This is a genomic window from Nocardia sp. NPDC059229, assembly GCF_042754165.1.
Classification (GTDB): Bacteria; Actinomycetota; Actinomycetes; order Mycobacteriales; family Mycobacteriaceae; genus Nocardia.
Map to the genome: position 1 here is coordinate 9,631 of NZ_JBHZAK010000019.1, position 18,767 is coordinate 28,397.

The window sequence follows — 18,767 nt, forward strand, 5'->3', positions numbered from 1 at the left end:
TCAGAATTCGCGGTCGATGAGCGCGAAGAGCTCGTCCCCGCTCGCCGATTCGATATCGCTGTTCGGGTCGGACTCGGGCTGCGGCAGCGCTGCCCATCTCTCGGTGAGTACCCGCAGGCGCTTGAGCAGGTGCTGTTTGGTCTGGTCGTCGGCGCCGGTCCACGCCCCGTCGGCCAGCGCCGTCTCCAGGTCGGTGAGCAGGTTGCCCACGGCGTGACCGGGGTCCGGCTGCCGGGCGGCCGTGCCCCTGTCGAGTTCACCGGCCAGATAGCCGACCAGCGCGACCGAATCCGGGTAGTCGAAGATCAGGCTCGCGGGTAGTCGCAAACCCGTCGCGACACCCAGGCGGTTGCGGAAGTCGACGGCGGCCAGCGAATCGAACCCGAGTTCCTTGAAGGCTCGGTCGGGTGCTATCCCGGTCGCCCCACCGTGTCCGAGGACCGCGGCCGCATGCTCTCGCACAATGCTCAGTAGCAGGTCGTGAGCGCGGTCGGCATCGAGTCCCGCCAATCGGTCCCGCAGACCCAGGTCCGCCGGGCCGCTCGACACGCCGGCCACCCGGCGTTCGGCCCGAACCAGATTCGACAGCTGCGCGGGCAGCCGACGCTGTTGGGCCAAGGCTCCCAGCGCCGCCCGGTCCAGTCGTGCGGGGACGAGCAGTGCACGGTCGGAGGCCAGTGCGGCATCCCACAGCGCCAATCCCTGATCGGTTGTCAGGTCGGCCAGTCCGTCCCGTCCGGCGCGCGACCTGTCGCCGTCGCCCAGGCGTCCGGTCATGCCCGTGTTCTCGGCCCACAGCCCCCAGGCCAGCGAGGTGCCCGACAGTCCGTGCGCACGCCGATACGAGATGAGCCCGTCCAAGAACCGGTTGCCGGCCGCATAATTCGCCTGTCCCGGGGTTCCCAGGACGCCCGCGATGGAGGAGAACACAACGAACAGCGGCAGATTCATTGCTGCCGTCGCCTCGTGCAAGTTCCATCCGCCGTCGACCTTGGGCGTCAGCACGGATCGGAGCCGATCAGCGGTCAATGCCTCGAGGACACCGTCGTCGAGGACTCCGGCCGCGTGGACCACCCCGATCAGCGGTCCGGCGGCGTGAACCTCGGACACCAACTCGCGCACCGCGTTTCGATCGGCCATATCGCAGGCGACGACCCTCACCCGCGCCCCGGCGGCCCGCAACCGGCCGACGACGGCCTCGACCCCCGGGGTGGCCGAACCGCGACGGCTGGTCAGCACCAGATCCCGCGCGCCATGCGCGTCCACCAGATGCTGTGCCAGCACCGAACCCAAACCACCGGTTCCGCCGGTCACGATGACGACGCCCGCATCGAGTGCCGGATGCGCGACCCGCGCCTCGGCGTTCGGCGCTTCGACGGCCGTCAGCCGTGGGACGAACAGGTCACCGGAGCGGAGGGCGAGCTGTGTCTCCGTGTCCGGCACTCGGCGCACCGCTCGGCCGATTTCCGCGTCGTCGAGCTCGATATCGCTGTCCAGCAGGATGATTCGGCCCGGGTTCTCCGCTTGCGCGGAGGCGACCAAACCCCACACGGCCGCCCCGGCCAGGTCGGTGACCGCGCCCTGGCCGGTGTCGACCGCACCCCGGGTCAACACGACCAGCCGCGCCTCGGTGGGCTGCGGTTCGCTCAACCACGCCTGCACGGCGGCCAGTACGGCGGCCACTCGCGCGTGCACCTCGCCGGTGGGATCGGAGTCCGACACATCGCCGACACCGCGCAACACCCGTGGTTCCGGCGTCGCGGCCTGGTCGGTGCCCGGCACGTCGAGGGCGGGTACCCATCGCGTGTCGTAGAGCCCGTCGGTCGGCGCGGCCGTCAATACGGCGGCGAGCTGTTCCGCGGACACCGGCCGCGAGATCAACGAGTCCGCGCTGAGTACCGATTGCCCGGTGGGATCGACGATGTCGACCGAGACGCTGTCGGTGCCCGTCGTCCGCAGCCGCACTCGCACGCGGGTCGCGCCCGTCGCGGACAACCGGATGCCGGACCAGGCGAAGGGCAGCACCGTCTGTTCGGTGTCCGCCGCGGTGAGGAGCACCGCGTGCAACGCCGCGTCCAACAGCGCGGGGTGTATTCCGAAACCGGATCCGTCCCCACCCGGTAGTGCGACCTCGGCGTACACGTCCTCGCCGGCGCGCCACAGGGTTTGCAGCCCACGGAAGGTGGGGCCGTAATCGTAGCCGCGCAGCGCCAGTTGCTCGTACACGCCGGTGAGATCGACGGCCGTCGCACCGGCGGGTGGCCACACCCACGGTTCGGGTTCCGGGTCGGGTCGCCCGTCCGCTGCCGCCAGCACCGCGTCGGCGTGGATGGTCCAGCCGGCGGATTCGCTCGCACCGCGGCTCGCTTCGGTGTCGGGTCGGCCGAATACCGTTGCAGTACGGCTCCCGTCGGGCATCGGCTCACCCACGACAATGCGCAGGGCGGTGGCCGATTCGGTCAGGATGAGCGGAGTGGTGAGCGTCAGTTCACGCACCACCGCGCATCCCACCCGATCCGCGACCGTGGCCAGCAGATCCACGAAACCCGCTCCCGGCAGCAGGATCCGACCGAACACCGCGTGATCGGCCAGCCACGGGGTCGAGGACACCGACAACCGGCCCGTCACCACGATTCGGCCGCTGTCCGGCGACTCGATCTCCGCGCCCAGCAGCGTGTGTTCCACGGCGTGCAGGCCCAGTGTCGAGATGTCGGCGCGCGGGCGCTGGTCCAGCCAGAATCGTTGACGATGGAATGCATAGGGCGGCAATGACATTCGATGCGCCTGCGGGCCGGGCACGAGTGTCGACCACCGCATCGCACCGCCCGCGACATACAGTTCCGCCACACCCGACAGCGCCGCGGCGACCTCACCGACCTCGCGCCGCGCGGTGGACATCACCCGGGCCCGGACCGGATCCACGCTCTGCGCGACCATCGGCGCCAGCGCCGCGGCCGGACCGACCTCGAGGAAACGGGCGACTCCCGAGGCCGACAGCGCCGCCACCCCCTCCGCGAACCGCACCGGGCGGCGCACATGCTCGACCCAATAGTCCGGGTGCGCGTAGCCGTCTCCGGCGAGTTGTCCGGTCAGGTTCGACACCACCGGAATCCGGGGCGGCGATACCCGCAGATCGGCGATCTCGGCCGCGAACTGCGCCAGCATCGGCTCCATCAGCAGGGAATGAAACGCATGTGAGACCCGCAACCGAGTCGTCTTGCGTCCCCGGCCGGCGAAAACCGCCGCCACCGACTCCACCGCCGCGGCGATGCCGGAAATCACCACGGCCCCTTCGGCATTCACCGCCGCGATATCGACACCCGCCGTCAGCTCGCCGAGAACCTCCGCTTCGCTCGCCTGGATCGAGGCCATCGCGCCACCGGAGGGCAATGCCTGCATTAACCGTCCACGCAACACCACCAACCGCGCCGCATCCGGCAACGACAACACCCCTGCCACCTGGGCCGCAGCGATCTCACCGACCGAATGACCCGCGACCGCGTCCACGATCACACCCCACGACCGCAGCAACCCGAACATCGCCACCTCGAAAGCGAACAGGGCAGGCTGCGCATACTCGGTCGACTCCAACAATGCCTCGTCAGAACCCCACATCACCTCACGCAAAGGCCGATCCAGCCACCGATCCAACTCAGCGACAACCTCATCCAACACCACAGCGAACGCCGGAAACGCCTCCGCCAGTTCACGACCCATGCCCAACCGCTGAGAACCCTGACCCGAGAACAACACACCGGTACGCCCGGGGACGGTGCAACCGGAGACTACACCCGACACCGGCAGCCCGGCCGCGAGGGACTCCAGACCGGCGGTCAGCTGTGCGGAGTCGGTTCCGAACACGACCGCGCGGTAGTCGAAGACGCTGCGACGGAGGAGCGCTGCAGCGATGTCACGGTCCGAGAAATCTTCTGCCGCAACATATTCCACTAGGGATGCCGCCTGCGCGGAGAGTGCTTCGGCGGATTTCGCCGCCAGCGTCCACGGCAGCAGGTGCGGCGGGGTGGCGGCGGTGGGCTCGGCCTCGAGGTCTTCGATGGGTGCTTCTTCGAGGATGACGTGAGCATTGGTGCCCGAGATCCCGAACGACGACACCGCCGCACGACGCGGACGACCACTACGCGGCCAATCCCGCGCCTGCGTCAGCAACTCCACCCGACCCGCGGCCCAATCCACCGTCGGGGTCGGCTCGGCGACGTGCAGCGTCGCGGGCATCCGCCCGAACCGCATCGCCTGCACCATCTTGATCACACCCGCAACACCCGCGGCCGCCTGCGCATGACCCATATTCGACTTGATCGAACCCAACCACAACGGCTCACCTCCATCACGCTGACCATAAGTCGCCAGCAACGCCTGAGCCTCGATCGGATCACCCAGCTTGGTGCCGGTGCCATGGGCCTCCACGACATCCACATCACCGATGCCCAGTCCGGCATTGGCCAGCGCCTGACGAATCACCCGCTGCTGCGAAGGACCATTCGGCGCAGTCAAACCATTCGACGCACCATCCTGATTCACCGCCGAACCCGCCACCACCGCAAGCACACGATGACCCAACTCCCGAGCCCGCGAAAGCCTTTCAACAACCAGAACACCCACGCCCTCAGCCCACCCGGTGCCGTTCGCGCCACCGTCGAACGAACGGCACCGCCCATCCGGCGAAAGCCCCTGCTGCCGAGAGAATTCCACGAACACCTCGGGCGTCGACATGACGGTCACACCACCGACCAGGGCGAGTTCGCACTCGCCCGAGCGCACCGCCTGCCCGGCCAGATGCAACGCCACCAACGACGACGAGCACGCCGTATCCACCGTCATCGCCGGGCCTTCCAGACCCAGCACATACGACACTCGCCCGGACGCGACACTCGCCGCAATGGACGGGATTCCGAAACCCTCACCGCCGTACCCCTGCGGGGAAGCCAATCCGGTGAATACCCCCGTATCGCTACCCTTCAGGTCGTGCGGGTCGATACCCGCGTCCTCGAGCGCCTCCCACGACACCTCGAGCAGCAGTCGTTGCTGCGGGTCCATACCGAGCGCTTCGCGCGGACTGATGCCGAAGAATTCTGCGTCGAAATCCGCCGCGTCATAGAGGAATCCACCCGATCGCGCGTAGCTCTTGCCCGGCTTGCCGGGTTCGGGGTCGTACAGGTCCGCCGGGTCCCAGCCGCGGTCGGCCGGTAGCTCGCCGACCACGTCGAGACCCTGATCCACCATGTCCCACAGCGCCCGGGCCGAATTCGCGCGTCCGGGGTAACGGCACGCGGTTCCCACGATGACCAGGGGGTCGCCCGTCGCGCCGACCGTGATCGCGGTAGCGGGCCGACCGGAGTCCGAGGCGTCCCCGAACCCCAACTCCGACAGCAGGAATCGCGCCAGCGAATCCGGGGACGGGTAGTCGAAGACCGCGCTGGCGGGCAGTTTCACCCCGGTCGCACCGCCGAGGCGGTCGCGGAAACCGACCGCGTCCAGGGAGTCGAAGCCGAGTTCCTTGAAGGCGCGATCGGGTTCGATGGCATCCGCTCCGGAGTGCCCCAGTACCACCGCCGCCTGTTCCCGCACCACCTCGAGCACGGTGTCGTAGCGGTGCCCCGCATCGAGGTCGACCAGCCGGTCGCGCAGCGCATTGCCGAGCGCGGGCGTCGTATTCGCAGCGGCGCGGCGGCCAGCGCGCACCAGACCGGACAGCAGCGCCGGCAGCCGGCCCTCCTCGGCGCGCGCCCGCAGGGCCGTACGGTCCAGTCGTGCGGGCACCACCAGCGGTTCACCGGTGCGCAGCGCCGCATCCCACAGTGCCAGGCCCTGTTCGGACGTCATCGCGGCCAGGCCGTCCCGGTGCATTCGCGCCACGTCCCGGGAGTTCAGGCGCCCGGTCAATCCGGTGCTCTGCCCCCACAGACCCCACGCCAGCGACACGCCCGCCAAACCGCGGGCTCGGCGGTAGGAGATCAAGCCGTCCAGGAAGCGGTTGCCAGCCGCGTAATTCGCCTGCCCGGCGGTGCCCAGCACCCCGGCGATCGAGGAGAACACCGCGAACAAGGACAGCTCGAGCTCCGCCGTCGACTCGTGCAAGTTCCAGCCGCCGTCGACCTTCGGTGCCAGCACGGTCGCCAGCCGATCGTCGGTCAGAGCCTCGAACACACCGTCGTCGAGCACACCGGCGGCGTGCACCACACCCACCAGTCGCCCGGCGGACACGATCCCCGACACCAGTTCGCGCACCGACTCCCGATCCGCGACGTCACACGACGCCACCCGTACCCGGGCGCCCTTGGCCCGCAGTTCGGCGACGAGCGCGTCCACCTCCGGTGTGGCCGATCCGCGGCGGCTGCTCAGCACGAGGTCGCGCGCGCCGTAGGCGTCAACCAGGTGCCGCGCCACCACCGCGCCCAGACCAGCGGTCCCGCCGGACACCAGCACCGTCCCGGTGTCGAGCACGATGTCCTGCGCCCGGTCGGCGAGCTGCCCGGGATCCGCTGTCACCAGGCGCGGCAGCAGTATCGTGTCTCCGCGCAGCGCGAGCTGCGGATCGGTGTCCGCCACGCGGCTCAGCGCCCACCCGATGTCGGTTTCGTCCGCGTGAATATCGCTGTCCAGCAGAATGATTCGGTCCGGATACTCCGACTGCGCGGAGGCCACCAGGCCCCAGACGGCGGCGGCGGCCGGATCCGTGACCCGGCATTCGGCGGTGTCGATCGCGCCGCGCGTCACCACGACCAGCCGTGCGTGCGCGAATCGTGGGTCGCCCAGCCAGTTCCGCAGGAACTCCAGGACCCGCGCGGTCAGCGCGTGCGTCGCCGCGGCGACGTCGGCGGAGGTCTCGCCGCCGTTCTCCGCCGAGGTTCCCCCGCAGCGCAGGGCGTAGAACTCCGTCGGTGATCCCGCGTTCGCGACAGCGTCCGCTTCGCGCGCCGGGACGTCGAAAAATTCGTCCGCGGAGTGTATTTCGACCATGCTGATCTCACCGACCGCGCGAATCTCCACCGCGGTGTCGATGTCGTTCCAGTGCACCAGGTGCAGACCGTCGATCGGTGTCGTGGTCAGGCCGGCGGCCAACTGGGCGGGCGAAACCGGGCGCGACAGCAGCGATTCCACCGTCATGACCGGTCGGCCGCCGGTGTCCGCGATCTCGATCGAGAAACTGGCCGCTCCGATCGCGCGCAGACGAGCGCGCACCCGGGTCGCGCCCACCGCGAGCGATCGGACTCCCGACCACGAGAACGGCAGCAGGACTTCCGAATCCGCGGCGGAGGTGACCAGCACCGCGTGCAGTACCGCGTCCAGTAGGGCCGGATGTGTCCCGAAGCCGGAACCGTCACCGCCGGGCAATTCGGCCTCGACGAAAATCTCGTCCTCGGTTCGCCACACGGCGGTCAGTCCCCGGAACGCCGGGCCGTAGTCGTAACCGCGCGCGCTCAGCAGCTCGTACGCCTCGGAGAGGTCGACGGGCACCGCACCGGGCGGGGGGCCCACCGGCAGCTCCGCGGCCTCGGATCCGAATTCGGCCTCGGCCGCGCCGAGCACGCCTTCCGCGTGCAGCGTCCAGTTCCCGGGCTCGACGTCCTCGTCGGCCTCGCCCTGGATCCGGGAGTGCACCGACACCGTCCGGGTACCGTCGGCCCCGGGCGGATCGAGAATGACACACACCTGAACGGCGTTGTCGGGCAACAACAGTGGCGCGACGATAGTAAGTTCCTGCACTACGGCGCAGCCGATCCGGTCGGCCACTGCGGTCACCAGTTCCACGAAACCCGTTCCGGGAAACAGGGTCCGGCCGAACACCGCGTGGTCGGCCAGCCACGGCATGGTGGCGGCCGACAGTCGGCCCGACACCATCATCCGGCCGCTGTCCGGGACGTCCACGACCGCACCCAGCAGAACGTGCGGCATGGCGCGCAACCCGAGCCCGGCGGCATCGGTGTCCGATTGCGGCAGCTGCCAGTACCGCTCGTGCTGGAATGCGTACGGCGGCAAGGACACCCGGCTGCCGCCGTGGTCGGCGACCACCGTCGGCCAGTCGATCGTGCCACCTGCGACGAACAGCTCCGCCGCCGAGGTGAGCATGCGATGCCATCCCCCGTCGTCGCGGCGCAGCGACCCCACCACGACGGTGTCGTCCGCCTGCGGCGTTCCGGGATGCGCGAGCGCCTCGAGGTTGTCGTGCACGGCATTGGTCAGCACCGGATGCGGGCTCGATTCCACGAACGCGCGGCATCCCGCCTCGAACGCGGTCGCGAGCGCGAGATCCAAGCGCACGGTCTCACGCAGGTTCGTGAACCAGTACTCGGGCGTCAGGGCCGCGGTGTCCATCACCTGTCCGGTCACGGTGGAGACGAACACCGGGCCGCCCACGGGGACGGTCCGGGGGGTGATCCCGGTCAGCGCCGCGAGCACCGGGTCCCGCAGTCGGTTCACGTGCTCGGAGTGCGAGGCGTAGTCGACCGGTATCCGACGGGCCCACACGCCCTCTCGCTCACAGGCGGCGATCAGCTCCGCGCACGCCTGGGCGTCGCCGGAGACGACGGTCGCCGTCGGGCTGTTGACGGCGGCCACGCTCAGGGCCGAGCCCCAGTCCGCGATCAGGTCACGCACGCGTTCGACCGGCGCGGCGACCGAGACCATCGATCCGGATCCCGCGATCACCGCGATCGCACGACCCCGGCCGACCACCACCTGCACCGCGTCCGGCAGTGACAACGCACCGGCCACGTAGGCCGCCGCGATCTCGCCCTGCGAGTGACCGACGACCACGTCCGCGTGGACCCCGATCGACTCCCACAGCTTGGCCAGCGACGTCATCACCGCGAACAACACCGGCTGCACCACGTCCACCCGCTCGATGTCGACGTCGGCCGCGGCTCCCGAAATCACCTCCAGCAGTGACCAATCCACCAGTTCCGACAGCACCCGGTCCACCGCATGCAGGTGCTCGGCGAACACCGGTGAGCTCTCCGCGAGCTCCCGGCCCATACCGATCCACTGCGAACCCTGCCCCGGGAACACCAGCGCGGTGCGCGTACCCGTCACGCGCGCTCGACCGGACACCGTCGGCGCTTCGAGGCCCGCCAGCAGTTCCGCCGCGTCGGCCGCCACCACGACGGCGCGATGGTCGAACACGGATCTGGCGAGGAGCGAGACCGCCGCGTCGCGTGCCGAAACAGTCTCCGCCACAATGCATTCCCGCAGGCGAGTGGCATTGCCGGCAACCGCGGCGGCGGACTTTCCCGACAGCACGAACGGTAGTGCCCGCTGGATTGCCGCGCCGACCGGCGCCGGGGAATCGGTGGCCGGCGGCTCGGTCGGAACCGGCGGCTCTTCGAGAATGATGTGGGCATTGGTGCCCGAAATACCGAACGACGACACCGCCGCACGACGCGGACGACCATTACGCGGCCACTCCCGCGCCTGCGTCAGCAACTCCACCCGACCAGCGGACCAATCCACATGCGGCGACGGCACATCCACATGCAACGTCGCAGGCATCCGCCCGAACCGCATCGCCTGCACCATCTTGATCACACCCGCGACACCCGCAGCCGCCTGCGCATGACCCATATTCGACTTGATCGAACCAAGCCACAGCGGGTCGCCACCGTCACGCTGACCGTAGGTCGCCAGCAACGCCTGAGCCTCGATGGGATCACCCAGCTTGGTGGCAGTTCCGTGCGCTTCCACGACATCCACGTCGCCGATGCCCAGCCCGGCATTGGCCAGTGCCTGGTGAATCACCCGCTGCTGCGACGGGCCGTTCGGCGCAGTCAAACCATTCGACGCACCATCCTGATTCACGGCCGAACCAGCGACCACCGCGAGCACGCGATGACCCAATTCCTGTGCCCGAGACAACTGTTCAACAACCAGCACACCCACGCCCTCGGCCCACCCGGTGCCATCGGCGCCACCCGCGAACGAACGGCAGCGTCCATCCGCCGAAAGCCCTTGCTGCCGTGAGAATTCCACGAACACCTCGGGCGTCGCCATAACGGTGACACCGCCGACCAAGGCGAGTTCACACTCGCCCGAGCGCACGGCCTGCCCGGCCAGATGCAACGCCACCAACGACGACGAACACGCCGTATCCACCGTCACCGCAGGCCCTTCCAGACCCAGCACGTACGAGATCCGCCCCGACGCGATCGCGCCGACCCCGTCGGAGTCGGGGTAGTCGTGGTACATCAGGCCCGCGTAAACACCTGTGGCACTGCCCTTCAGACCATGCGGATCGATTCCGGCATCCTCCAGCGCCTCCCACGAAGCTTCCAACAGCAATCGCTGCTGCGGATCCATCGCCAACGCTTCCTTCGGACTGATACCGAAGAACCCCGGATCGAAATCACCAGCGGCAGAAAGAAATCCACCCGACCGCGTATAACACTTACCCGCACGACCCGGCCTCGGATCATACAACCCGGCCACATCCCACCCACGATCGAGCGGGAAATCACCGACAACATCGAGGCCCCCATCGACCATCGACCACAGACCCGCCGGAGAATCCACCCCACCCGGATACCGGCACGCCATACCGACGATCACCAAAGGCTCGTCGATTCCTGCCACCGCGGTGGTCGAGGCCGTCGGTGTCGGTTCGTTCTCGCCGCACTCGCGTAGCAGGTGCCGGGCCAGCGCCGTGGCCGCCGGATAGTCGAAGATCAGGCTGGACCGCAGCCGCAGCCCGGTCGCGGCGGACAGCGCATTGCGGAACTGCAACGCGGACAGTGAGTCGAATCCGAGGTCCTTGAACGCGCGGTCCGGATCGATGGCAGCCGCCGTCTCGTGCCCGAGGACGGCCGCGGCCTGCGTGCGAATCAGATCCAGCACCACCGCGAACCGCTGTTCGGCGGCCATCCCGGTCAACTGGTCGCGCAAACCGACCGCGCTCGCGCCGGGAACGCCGGCGGCCCGGCGGCGGCCCTCGCGCACCAGGGCCGAGAACAGCGGCCGCAGCCGGTGGTCGTCGGCGTGCGAGCGCAGGACCGCCCGATCGATGTGGGCGGGCACCAGCAGTGCCCGGCCGCTCGCCAGGGCCGCGTCCCACAGCGCCAGCCCCTGCGCGGTCGTCATCGCGGCCAGCCCGTCCCGGCTCATTCGCGCGACCGCGCCGCTGTCCAGATGCCCGGTCATCGCGGTGGATCGGTCCCACAGCCCCCACGCCAGGGAGACGCCCGACAGGCCGCGCGACCGCCGGTAGGAGATCAGACCGTCCAGGAAACGGTTGCCCGCCGCGTAATTGCCCTGTCCGGCCGTGCCCAGCACACCCGCGATCGAGGAGAACACCGCGAACAGCGGCAGGTCCAGACCAGCCGTGGCCTCGTGCAGGTTCCAGCCGCCATCGGCTTTCGGGAGCAGCACGGACCGTAGCCGTTCCGTGGACAGCGAGGGCAGCACGCCGTCGTCGAGCACACCGGCCGCGTGCACCACACCGGTGAGCCGGCCGTCGGTGGTGAGTTCGGAAACCAACTCCCGCACCGCATTCGGGTCGGTGACGTCGCACGCGCGGACCCGCACCCGGGCACCGGCGGCACGCAGGTCCGCCACCACCGAGTCGACCTCGGGCGACTCCGCGCCGCGACGACTGCTCAGCATGAGGTCCCGTACGCCGTGGGCTCGGACCAGGTGCCGCGCCAGCAGTGCCCCGAGGCCACCGGTACCACCGGTGATCAGGACCGCGCCCTCGGCGAACGGTGCGGGGTCCTCGAATCCCGGTTCCGCGGGACCGCGTTCGACGGGTACGAGGCGCGGGCCCCGCAGTTCGCCGCCGCGCTGGACCAGCTGGGATTCGCCGGGCGCGACCCGACCGAGCAGTCGCTCGAGGTCGGCGTCGTCGATGTCGGCGTCGCTGTCCAGGAGGGTGATCCGGCCCGGATTCTCCGATTGCGCCGAGGCCACCAGTCCCCAGATCGCCGCACCGGTGAGATCCGCTACGGCGGTATCGCCGGTGTCGACGGCCGCTCCGGTCAGCACGACCAGCCGCGTGGACGCGAAACGCTCGTCGCCGAGCCAGGATTGGAGTATGCGCAGGACCTGCGGCAGCGCGACGTGTACCCCGGCGACCGGGTCGGCCGCGACGGACGCCGCCGAGCAGCGCAGGACGACAACGTCAGGTACCTCGCCCGACAGCGCCGACCACGGGTCGTCCCCGTCGCCGATATCCGCGAGCGTGATCGACCTCAGGGTTCCACCGTCGGCCGGAGTACCGATTTCGAGGGGATTCCACCGCACCCGATGCAAACCGTCGTTCCTGCCGAGGGCCACTGCCGAGGTCAGCTGATCCGCCGAAATCGGCCGCGTCAGCAGGGTTTCCACGGTCAGCACCGATTGCCCGGCGGCATCGAACACCTCGATCGCCACGGTGTCCGCGCCGGTCGGACGCATCCGGGCGCGGACCCGGGTGGCGCCGACGGCATGCAAGCGCACCCCGGACCATGCGAACGGCAGCACCACCCGATCGGGGTCGGCGGTGACGGCCAGCGCATGCAGGACGGCATCGAGCAGGGCGGGATGCAGCGCGAATTCCGAATCCTCGGTACCGGGCAGCGCCGCCTCGGCGAACACCTCGTCCGCGACGCGCCACACTCCGGTCAGGCCCTGGAACACCGGACCGTATTCGTATCCGCGGGTAAGCAGATCCTGGTAGACACCGTCGATATCCGAGGTGATCGCGCCCGTCGGCGGCCAGGCCGGCAGTTGCGGCTGTGCCGCGCCGGACGGTTCGTCACCGGTGCGCTCGACGGCGGCCTCGGCGTGCAGAGTCCAGTCCGTGCCGCTCTCGTCATCGGGCCGGGAGTAGATCGCGACCCGACGACCGCGCTCCGCGGACGAATCGGTGTCCGGACCCACGATCACCTGCAGCTGGATCGCGCCCTCGGAGGGAATGATCAGCGGGCTGCGCAGGGTGAGTTCGCGCACCAGGTCGCACTCCAGCCGATCGGCGGCGTGCAGCGCCAGTTCCAGGAATCCGGTCCCCGGGAACAGCGCCTGTCCGAACACCGCGTGATCGGCCAGCCATGGCATCGTGCTCAGCGACAGCCGACCGGTGAGGACCAGTTCACCCGCCTCGGCGGGCTCCACCTCGACACCGAGCAGCGGATGGTCGGCATCGTGCAACCCGAAACCCGCCGCATCGGCGGGGGCCACCGACTGCCAGAAGTGCCGATGCTGAAAAGCATACGCGGGCAACGAGATTACTTGTCCCCCGGCCGCCGCGGCGAGCGCCGGCCAGTCGACGGCACCGCCGGCCGCGAACACCTCCGCCGCGGCGGCGAGCAAGCGCCGCTCGTCTCCTTCGTCGCGGTGCAGCGATCCGACGACCGCCACCGGCTCACGCGTCCGACCGGAGCCGGATTCCGTGCTGTCGCCGGTGGTTTCGGACAGCATGTCAGTGATGTCGTGGGTGCTGGACGTCAGCACCGGATGGGGGCTCGACTCCACGAAGGTCCGGCAGCCGAGCTCGAACGCCGACACCACGGCCCGTTCGAATTCGACCGTCGCACGCAGGTTGGTGTACCAGTATTCGGCCGTCAGTTCGGCGGTGTCCATCGGCCGGCCTGTGACCGTCGAGACGAACACCGGACCATCGTCCGGGATCGACCGGGGACTGATGCCGGACAGGCCGGCGAGCACCGAATCTCGTACGCGTTCCACCTGTTCGGAGTGCGAGGCGTAGTCCACCGGAATGCGGCGCGCCCACACCCCCTCGTGCTCGCACGCGGCGACGAATTCGGCGCACGCGTCCGCGTCGCCGGAGATCACGGTCGCGGCCGGACCGTTCACGGCCGCGATGCTCAGCCCGGAACCCCAGCCGTCGAGGAGTTCCCGTGCCCGTTCGGCCGAGGCCGCCACCGACACCATTCCTCCGGACCCGGTGATGGCCACGATGGCGCGGGCGCGTCCGACGACCACACGCACGGCATCGTGCAGCGACAGTCCGCCCGCCACATAGGCCGCCGCGATCTCGCCCTGGGAGTGACCGATCACCACGTCGGGACGGACACCGATCGATTCCCACCAGCGCGCCAGCGATGTCATCACCGCGAACAACAGCGGCTGGACCACATCCACCCGCTCCGGGTCCACCTCCGGGGCGGATCCCGAAATCACGTCCAGCAGCGACCATTCCACGAGCCCCGATAGTGCCTCGTCGACCGCTCGCAGATGGTCGGCGAAGACCGCCGAGCTCCGCAGCAGTTCCCGGCCCATGCCGATCCATTGCGAGCCCTGGCCCGGGAACACGAGAGCGGTGCTGCCGGTCACGTCGGCAGGTGACGTCGTCGCGACCGCGTCCAATCCGGTGAGCAGTTCGTCGAGGTCCGATCCGAGCACGACGGCGCGGTGCGGAAACACGCTGCGGCGGGCCAGGGACACCGAGACATCGGCGGCCGACACCGGCGCGCCACGCACGAACTCGCGCAGTCGCGCGGCCTGCGCGGTGAGGGACGCGGCAGTCTTCGCCGACAGCACCCAGGGTAGAACTGTCGCGGGGAGCGCGGGACCCTGTTGCGCGACAATCGTTTCCGTGTCCTGCGACGGTTCCTCGAGGATGATGTGGGCATTGGTGCCCGAAATGCCGAACGACGACACCGCCGCACGACGCGGACGACCATTACGCGGCCACTCCCGCGCCTCGGTGAGCAACTCGACCCGACCCGCGGACCAATCCACATGCGGCGACGGCACATCCACATGCAGCGTCGCGGGCATCCGCTCGAAACGCATCGCCTGCACCATCTTGATCACGCCCGCAACGCCCGCAGCCGCCTGAGAATGACCCATATTCGACTTGATCGATCCAAGCCACAGCGGGTCGCCACCGTCACGCTGACCGTAGGTCGCCAGCAGTGCCTGTGCCTCGATGGGATCGCCCAGCTTGGTGCCGGTGCCATGGGCCTCGACCACATCCACATCACCGATACCGAGTCCGGCATTGGCCAAGGCCTGACGAATCACCCGCTGCTGCGAAGGACCGTTCGGCGCGGTCAAACCGTTGGACGCACCATCCTGATTGACCGCCGAACCGGCCACCACAGCGAGTACACGGTGACCCAATTCCTTTGCCCTGGAAAGCGGTTCGACAACCAGAACACCCACGCCCTCGGCCCATCCGGTGCCATCGGCCCCGCCCGCGAACGAACGACACCGCCCATCCGCCGAAAGCCCCTGCTGCCGCGAGAATTCCACGAACAATTCCGGTGTCGCCAGCACCGTCGCGCCACCGACCAAAGCCAGCTCACACTCACCCGAGCGGATGGCCTGCCCGGCCAGATGCAACGCCACCAACGACGACGAGCACGCCGTATCCACCGTCACCGCAGGCCCTTCCAGACCCAGCGCATACGACACCCGACCGGAGGCGACACTCGGCGCGGTGGCTGGAATGCCATTGCCGGTCGCGCCGTACCTGGCCAGTGAGGCGACACCGATATAGACACCGGTGCGGCTACCGTGCAGCGTCTCCGGGGCGATGCCCGCGTCCTCCAGCGCTTCCCACGACACCTCGAGCAGCTGACGCTGCTGCGGGTCCATGCCCAGCGCCTCACGGGGACTGATCCCGAAGAAGTCCGCGTCGAATTCACCTGCACCATAAAGGAATCCACCGGAGCGCGTATACGACTTGCCCGGCACACCGGGCTGCGGGTCGTAGAGTGCGTCAAGATCCCAGCCGCGCTCGCGGGGGAGGTCGCCGATGACGTCGGAGGCGGAAGCGACCATCTCCCACAATCCGTGCGCAGACGTGACACCGCCGGGGTACCGGCAGCCCATGCCCACGATCGCCAACGGTTCCGGCGTGGACTTCGCCAGCAGGTTCCGATTCTCCCGCCGCAATCGCTCGACCTGTTTCATCGAGGCGCGCAGCGCGTCGACCAGGTTGGAGTCGGATACGCCCGTCATTTGTTTTCCTCCAGGGCAGAGTCGTGCTCGTCGAACAACTCGGTGTTCAGGGCACGGCGGATCAGACTTTCGGCATCCATGCCGTCGATGTCTTCGAGGTCTTCGTCATCGGCCGCGTCGCCGTCGGCGACGTCGGCGGCAGGAGTGCCGGCGAGTTCCATGAGGCTGCTCAACAGCCCGGTCTCTCGCAGGGTGGACAGTGGAATCGTGAGGAGCACGCGCCGCACCTCTGCCTCGTCGACCGTGTGTCGATCAGGCTGCGGCGCACCGGACTCCGAGGTGAGGTCGCGAACGAATCGGGCGAGCACATCCGCGTTGGGATAGTCGAACACCAGGGTGGTGGGCAGGGTCAGGCCGGTCGCGGCATTCATGCGATTGCGGAACTCGACCGCGCCGAGCGAGTCGAAACCCAACTCCTCGAACGGCTTTCGCGCCTCGATGGCGCTCGAGTCGGCATGTCCGAGTACCGCGGCGGCGTGATCGCACACCAGGTCCAGTACGAGTTTGTAGCGGCGCTCGTCGCTCAGACCGGCCAACCGTTCCAGCAGGCCGTGCTCGACGGTCGGGTCCACCGTGGAGGTGGCCTTCGGCCGTGATGGTCCGACGAGCCCGGCCAGCAGGATCGGCAATCGCTGCTGTTCGGACAACGCGCGCAGGGCCGCGCGGTCCAGCCGGGCCGGGACCAGCAGGGCACGGCCGCAAGCGAGCGCCGCGTCCCAGAGCGTCAGGCCCTCGGTCACACTCATCGCGACCAGGCCCGTGCGATGCATGCGCGCCACATCGCCGTCGGACAGTGTGCCCGTCATCCCGGTCTCGTTGTCCCACAGTCCCCACGCCAGGGAAACACCCGGCAGTCCACGCGACCGGCGGTAGGAGATCAATCCGTCCAGGAAGCGGTTGCCCGCCGCGTAATTCGCCTGTCCCGTGGTGCCCAGTACCCCCGCGATCGAGGAGAACACCGCAAACAACGACAGGTCCAGACCCGCCGTCGCCTCGTGCAGATTCCAGGCACCGTCGACCTTCGGGGCGAGGACGCGCCGCAGCCGGTCGGCGTTCAGAGACCCGATCAACCCGTCGTCGAGCACACCGGCCGCGTGCACCACACCCGTCAGCCGCCCGTTCGCGAGGATCCGAGAGACCAACTCGCCCACGGCGGCTCGATCCGTGACATCACACGACTCCACCCGTACCCGGGCACCGGCGGACCGCAAACGCTGCGTCAGCGCGTCCACGTCCGGTGCGCCGGGCCCGCTGCGACTGGTCAGCACCAGATCTCGCACCCCGTGCGCGTCGACGAGATGCTGGGCCAGCAGCGCACCCAAACCACCCGTTCCGCCGGAGATCAGCACCGTGCCGGCGGAGACCGGCGGCGGAACCGTGAGGACGATCTTGCCGATGTGCCGGGCTTGACTCAGGTATCGCAGTGCCTCGGAAGCGCTCTCGACCCGCCACTGCATGACGGGCGGCGGCTCGAGCAGACCTCGGTCGAAGAGTTCGACGAGTTCGGTCAATATTCGCTGGATGACGTCGGGACCGGCGCGCAACAGATCGAACGGCCGATAGTCCACCCCCGGATACGTCGCCGCGATCACCCGCGGGTCCCGGGGATCGGTCTTGCCCATCTCCAGGAAGCGACCGCCGCGCGGCATCAGTCGCATCGAGGCGTCGACGAATTCGCCCGCGAGCGCGTCGAGCACCACGTCCACGCCGCGACCGCCGGTGGCCGCCCGGAACTTCGACTCGAAATCCAGTGTGCGCGAATTGCCGATGTGCGTCTCATCGATACCCATCGACCGCAGCACACCCCACTTCGCGGGGCTCGCCGTAGCGAAAACCTCTGCGCCACGAGACTTTGCGAGCTGCACCGCGGCGTGCCCCACACCGCCGGTGGCGGCATGAACGAGCACGGCGTCGTTCGCGCCGAGGTCGGCCAGATCGAACAGGCCGAGGTATGCGGTGGCGAAGGCCACCGGGATGGCGGCGGCCTGCGCGAAGGACAGCCCGGCCGGAATGCGCACGAGCATCCGCTGGTCGGTGGTCGAATCCGATCCGACCCCATCCTCGAAGACGCCCATGACACGGTCGCCGGGCACGAATCCGGTGACGCCCGGGCCGACGTGCGTGACCACGCCCGCCGCTTCACTGCCGAGCATCGCGTCCGCGCCCGGATACATGCCGAGCGCGATGAGCACATCGCGGAAGTTCAGGCCGACGGCCCGGGTCGCGATGCGCACCCGACCCTCCGCCGGTCCCTCGGGAACCGAGGGCAGCAGGCGGACGCTCTCGAGCGTCCCCGTCTCGGTGACATCCAGCCGCCATGGACCGGAGCCCGGAACCGCGGCCGCCGCGGCCACCTGTTCGAGCCTGGGTACCAGAATCTCGTCACCGCGCACCGCGATTTGCGATTCCGCGGCGGGGACCCGCGCCAGCACTCGGCCGATCGCGTCGCCGTCGATCGGAACATCGCTGTCCAGCACTGTGATTCGGCCGGGATATTCGGATTGCGCCGATGCGACCAGACCCCACACCGCCGCACCGGCGGGATCGGCGACGGCATGGCCGCCGGTGTCCACCGCGCCCTGGGTGAGAACCACCAGCCGCGTCGTGGACCGGCGGTCATCGGCCAGCCATTCCCGAAGAACGGCCAGGGCACGCTCGGCGACCGCGTGCGCGCGCTCCGCCATATCGAAACGCTTGGTGGCGGAATCTGTTCCATCGTCGAACGCGCAACGCAATGCCACGACCACCCGGTGTGGTTCCGTGGCGTTCGTCCACCGTGCCAGGCCGGCGTCATCCGCGAGATCGACAACTCGGGTCTCGGCAATCCGGTCCGGGTCGACCTCGGTGCCGACCGA

General features: G+C 69.2%; 2 protein-coding genes (1 of these 2 running past the window's edge). Both read right to left on the minus strand.

Features of this window, described 5'->3' with window-relative positions:
* The gene (locus tag ACFXHE_RS33715; RefSeq protein ID WP_379388722.1) at positions 1–15,912 is read right to left on the minus strand and encodes an SDR family NAD(P)-dependent oxidoreductase; all 15,912 of its coding nucleotides are present in this window, start codon (positions 15,910–15,912) and stop codon (positions 1–3) included.
* Positions 15,909–18,767 carry the 3' portion of an SDR family NAD(P)-dependent oxidoreductase gene (locus ACFXHE_RS33720; protein ID WP_379388723.1) on the minus strand. The gene runs 11,598 nt beyond the window's last position, so only the last 2,859 of its 14,457 coding nucleotides appear in the window; the start codon falls outside the window, past its right edge — the gene reads right to left on this strand; the stop codon is at positions 15,909–15,911. The genes ACFXHE_RS33715 and ACFXHE_RS33720 overlap by 4 nt, the downstream gene beginning before the upstream one ends.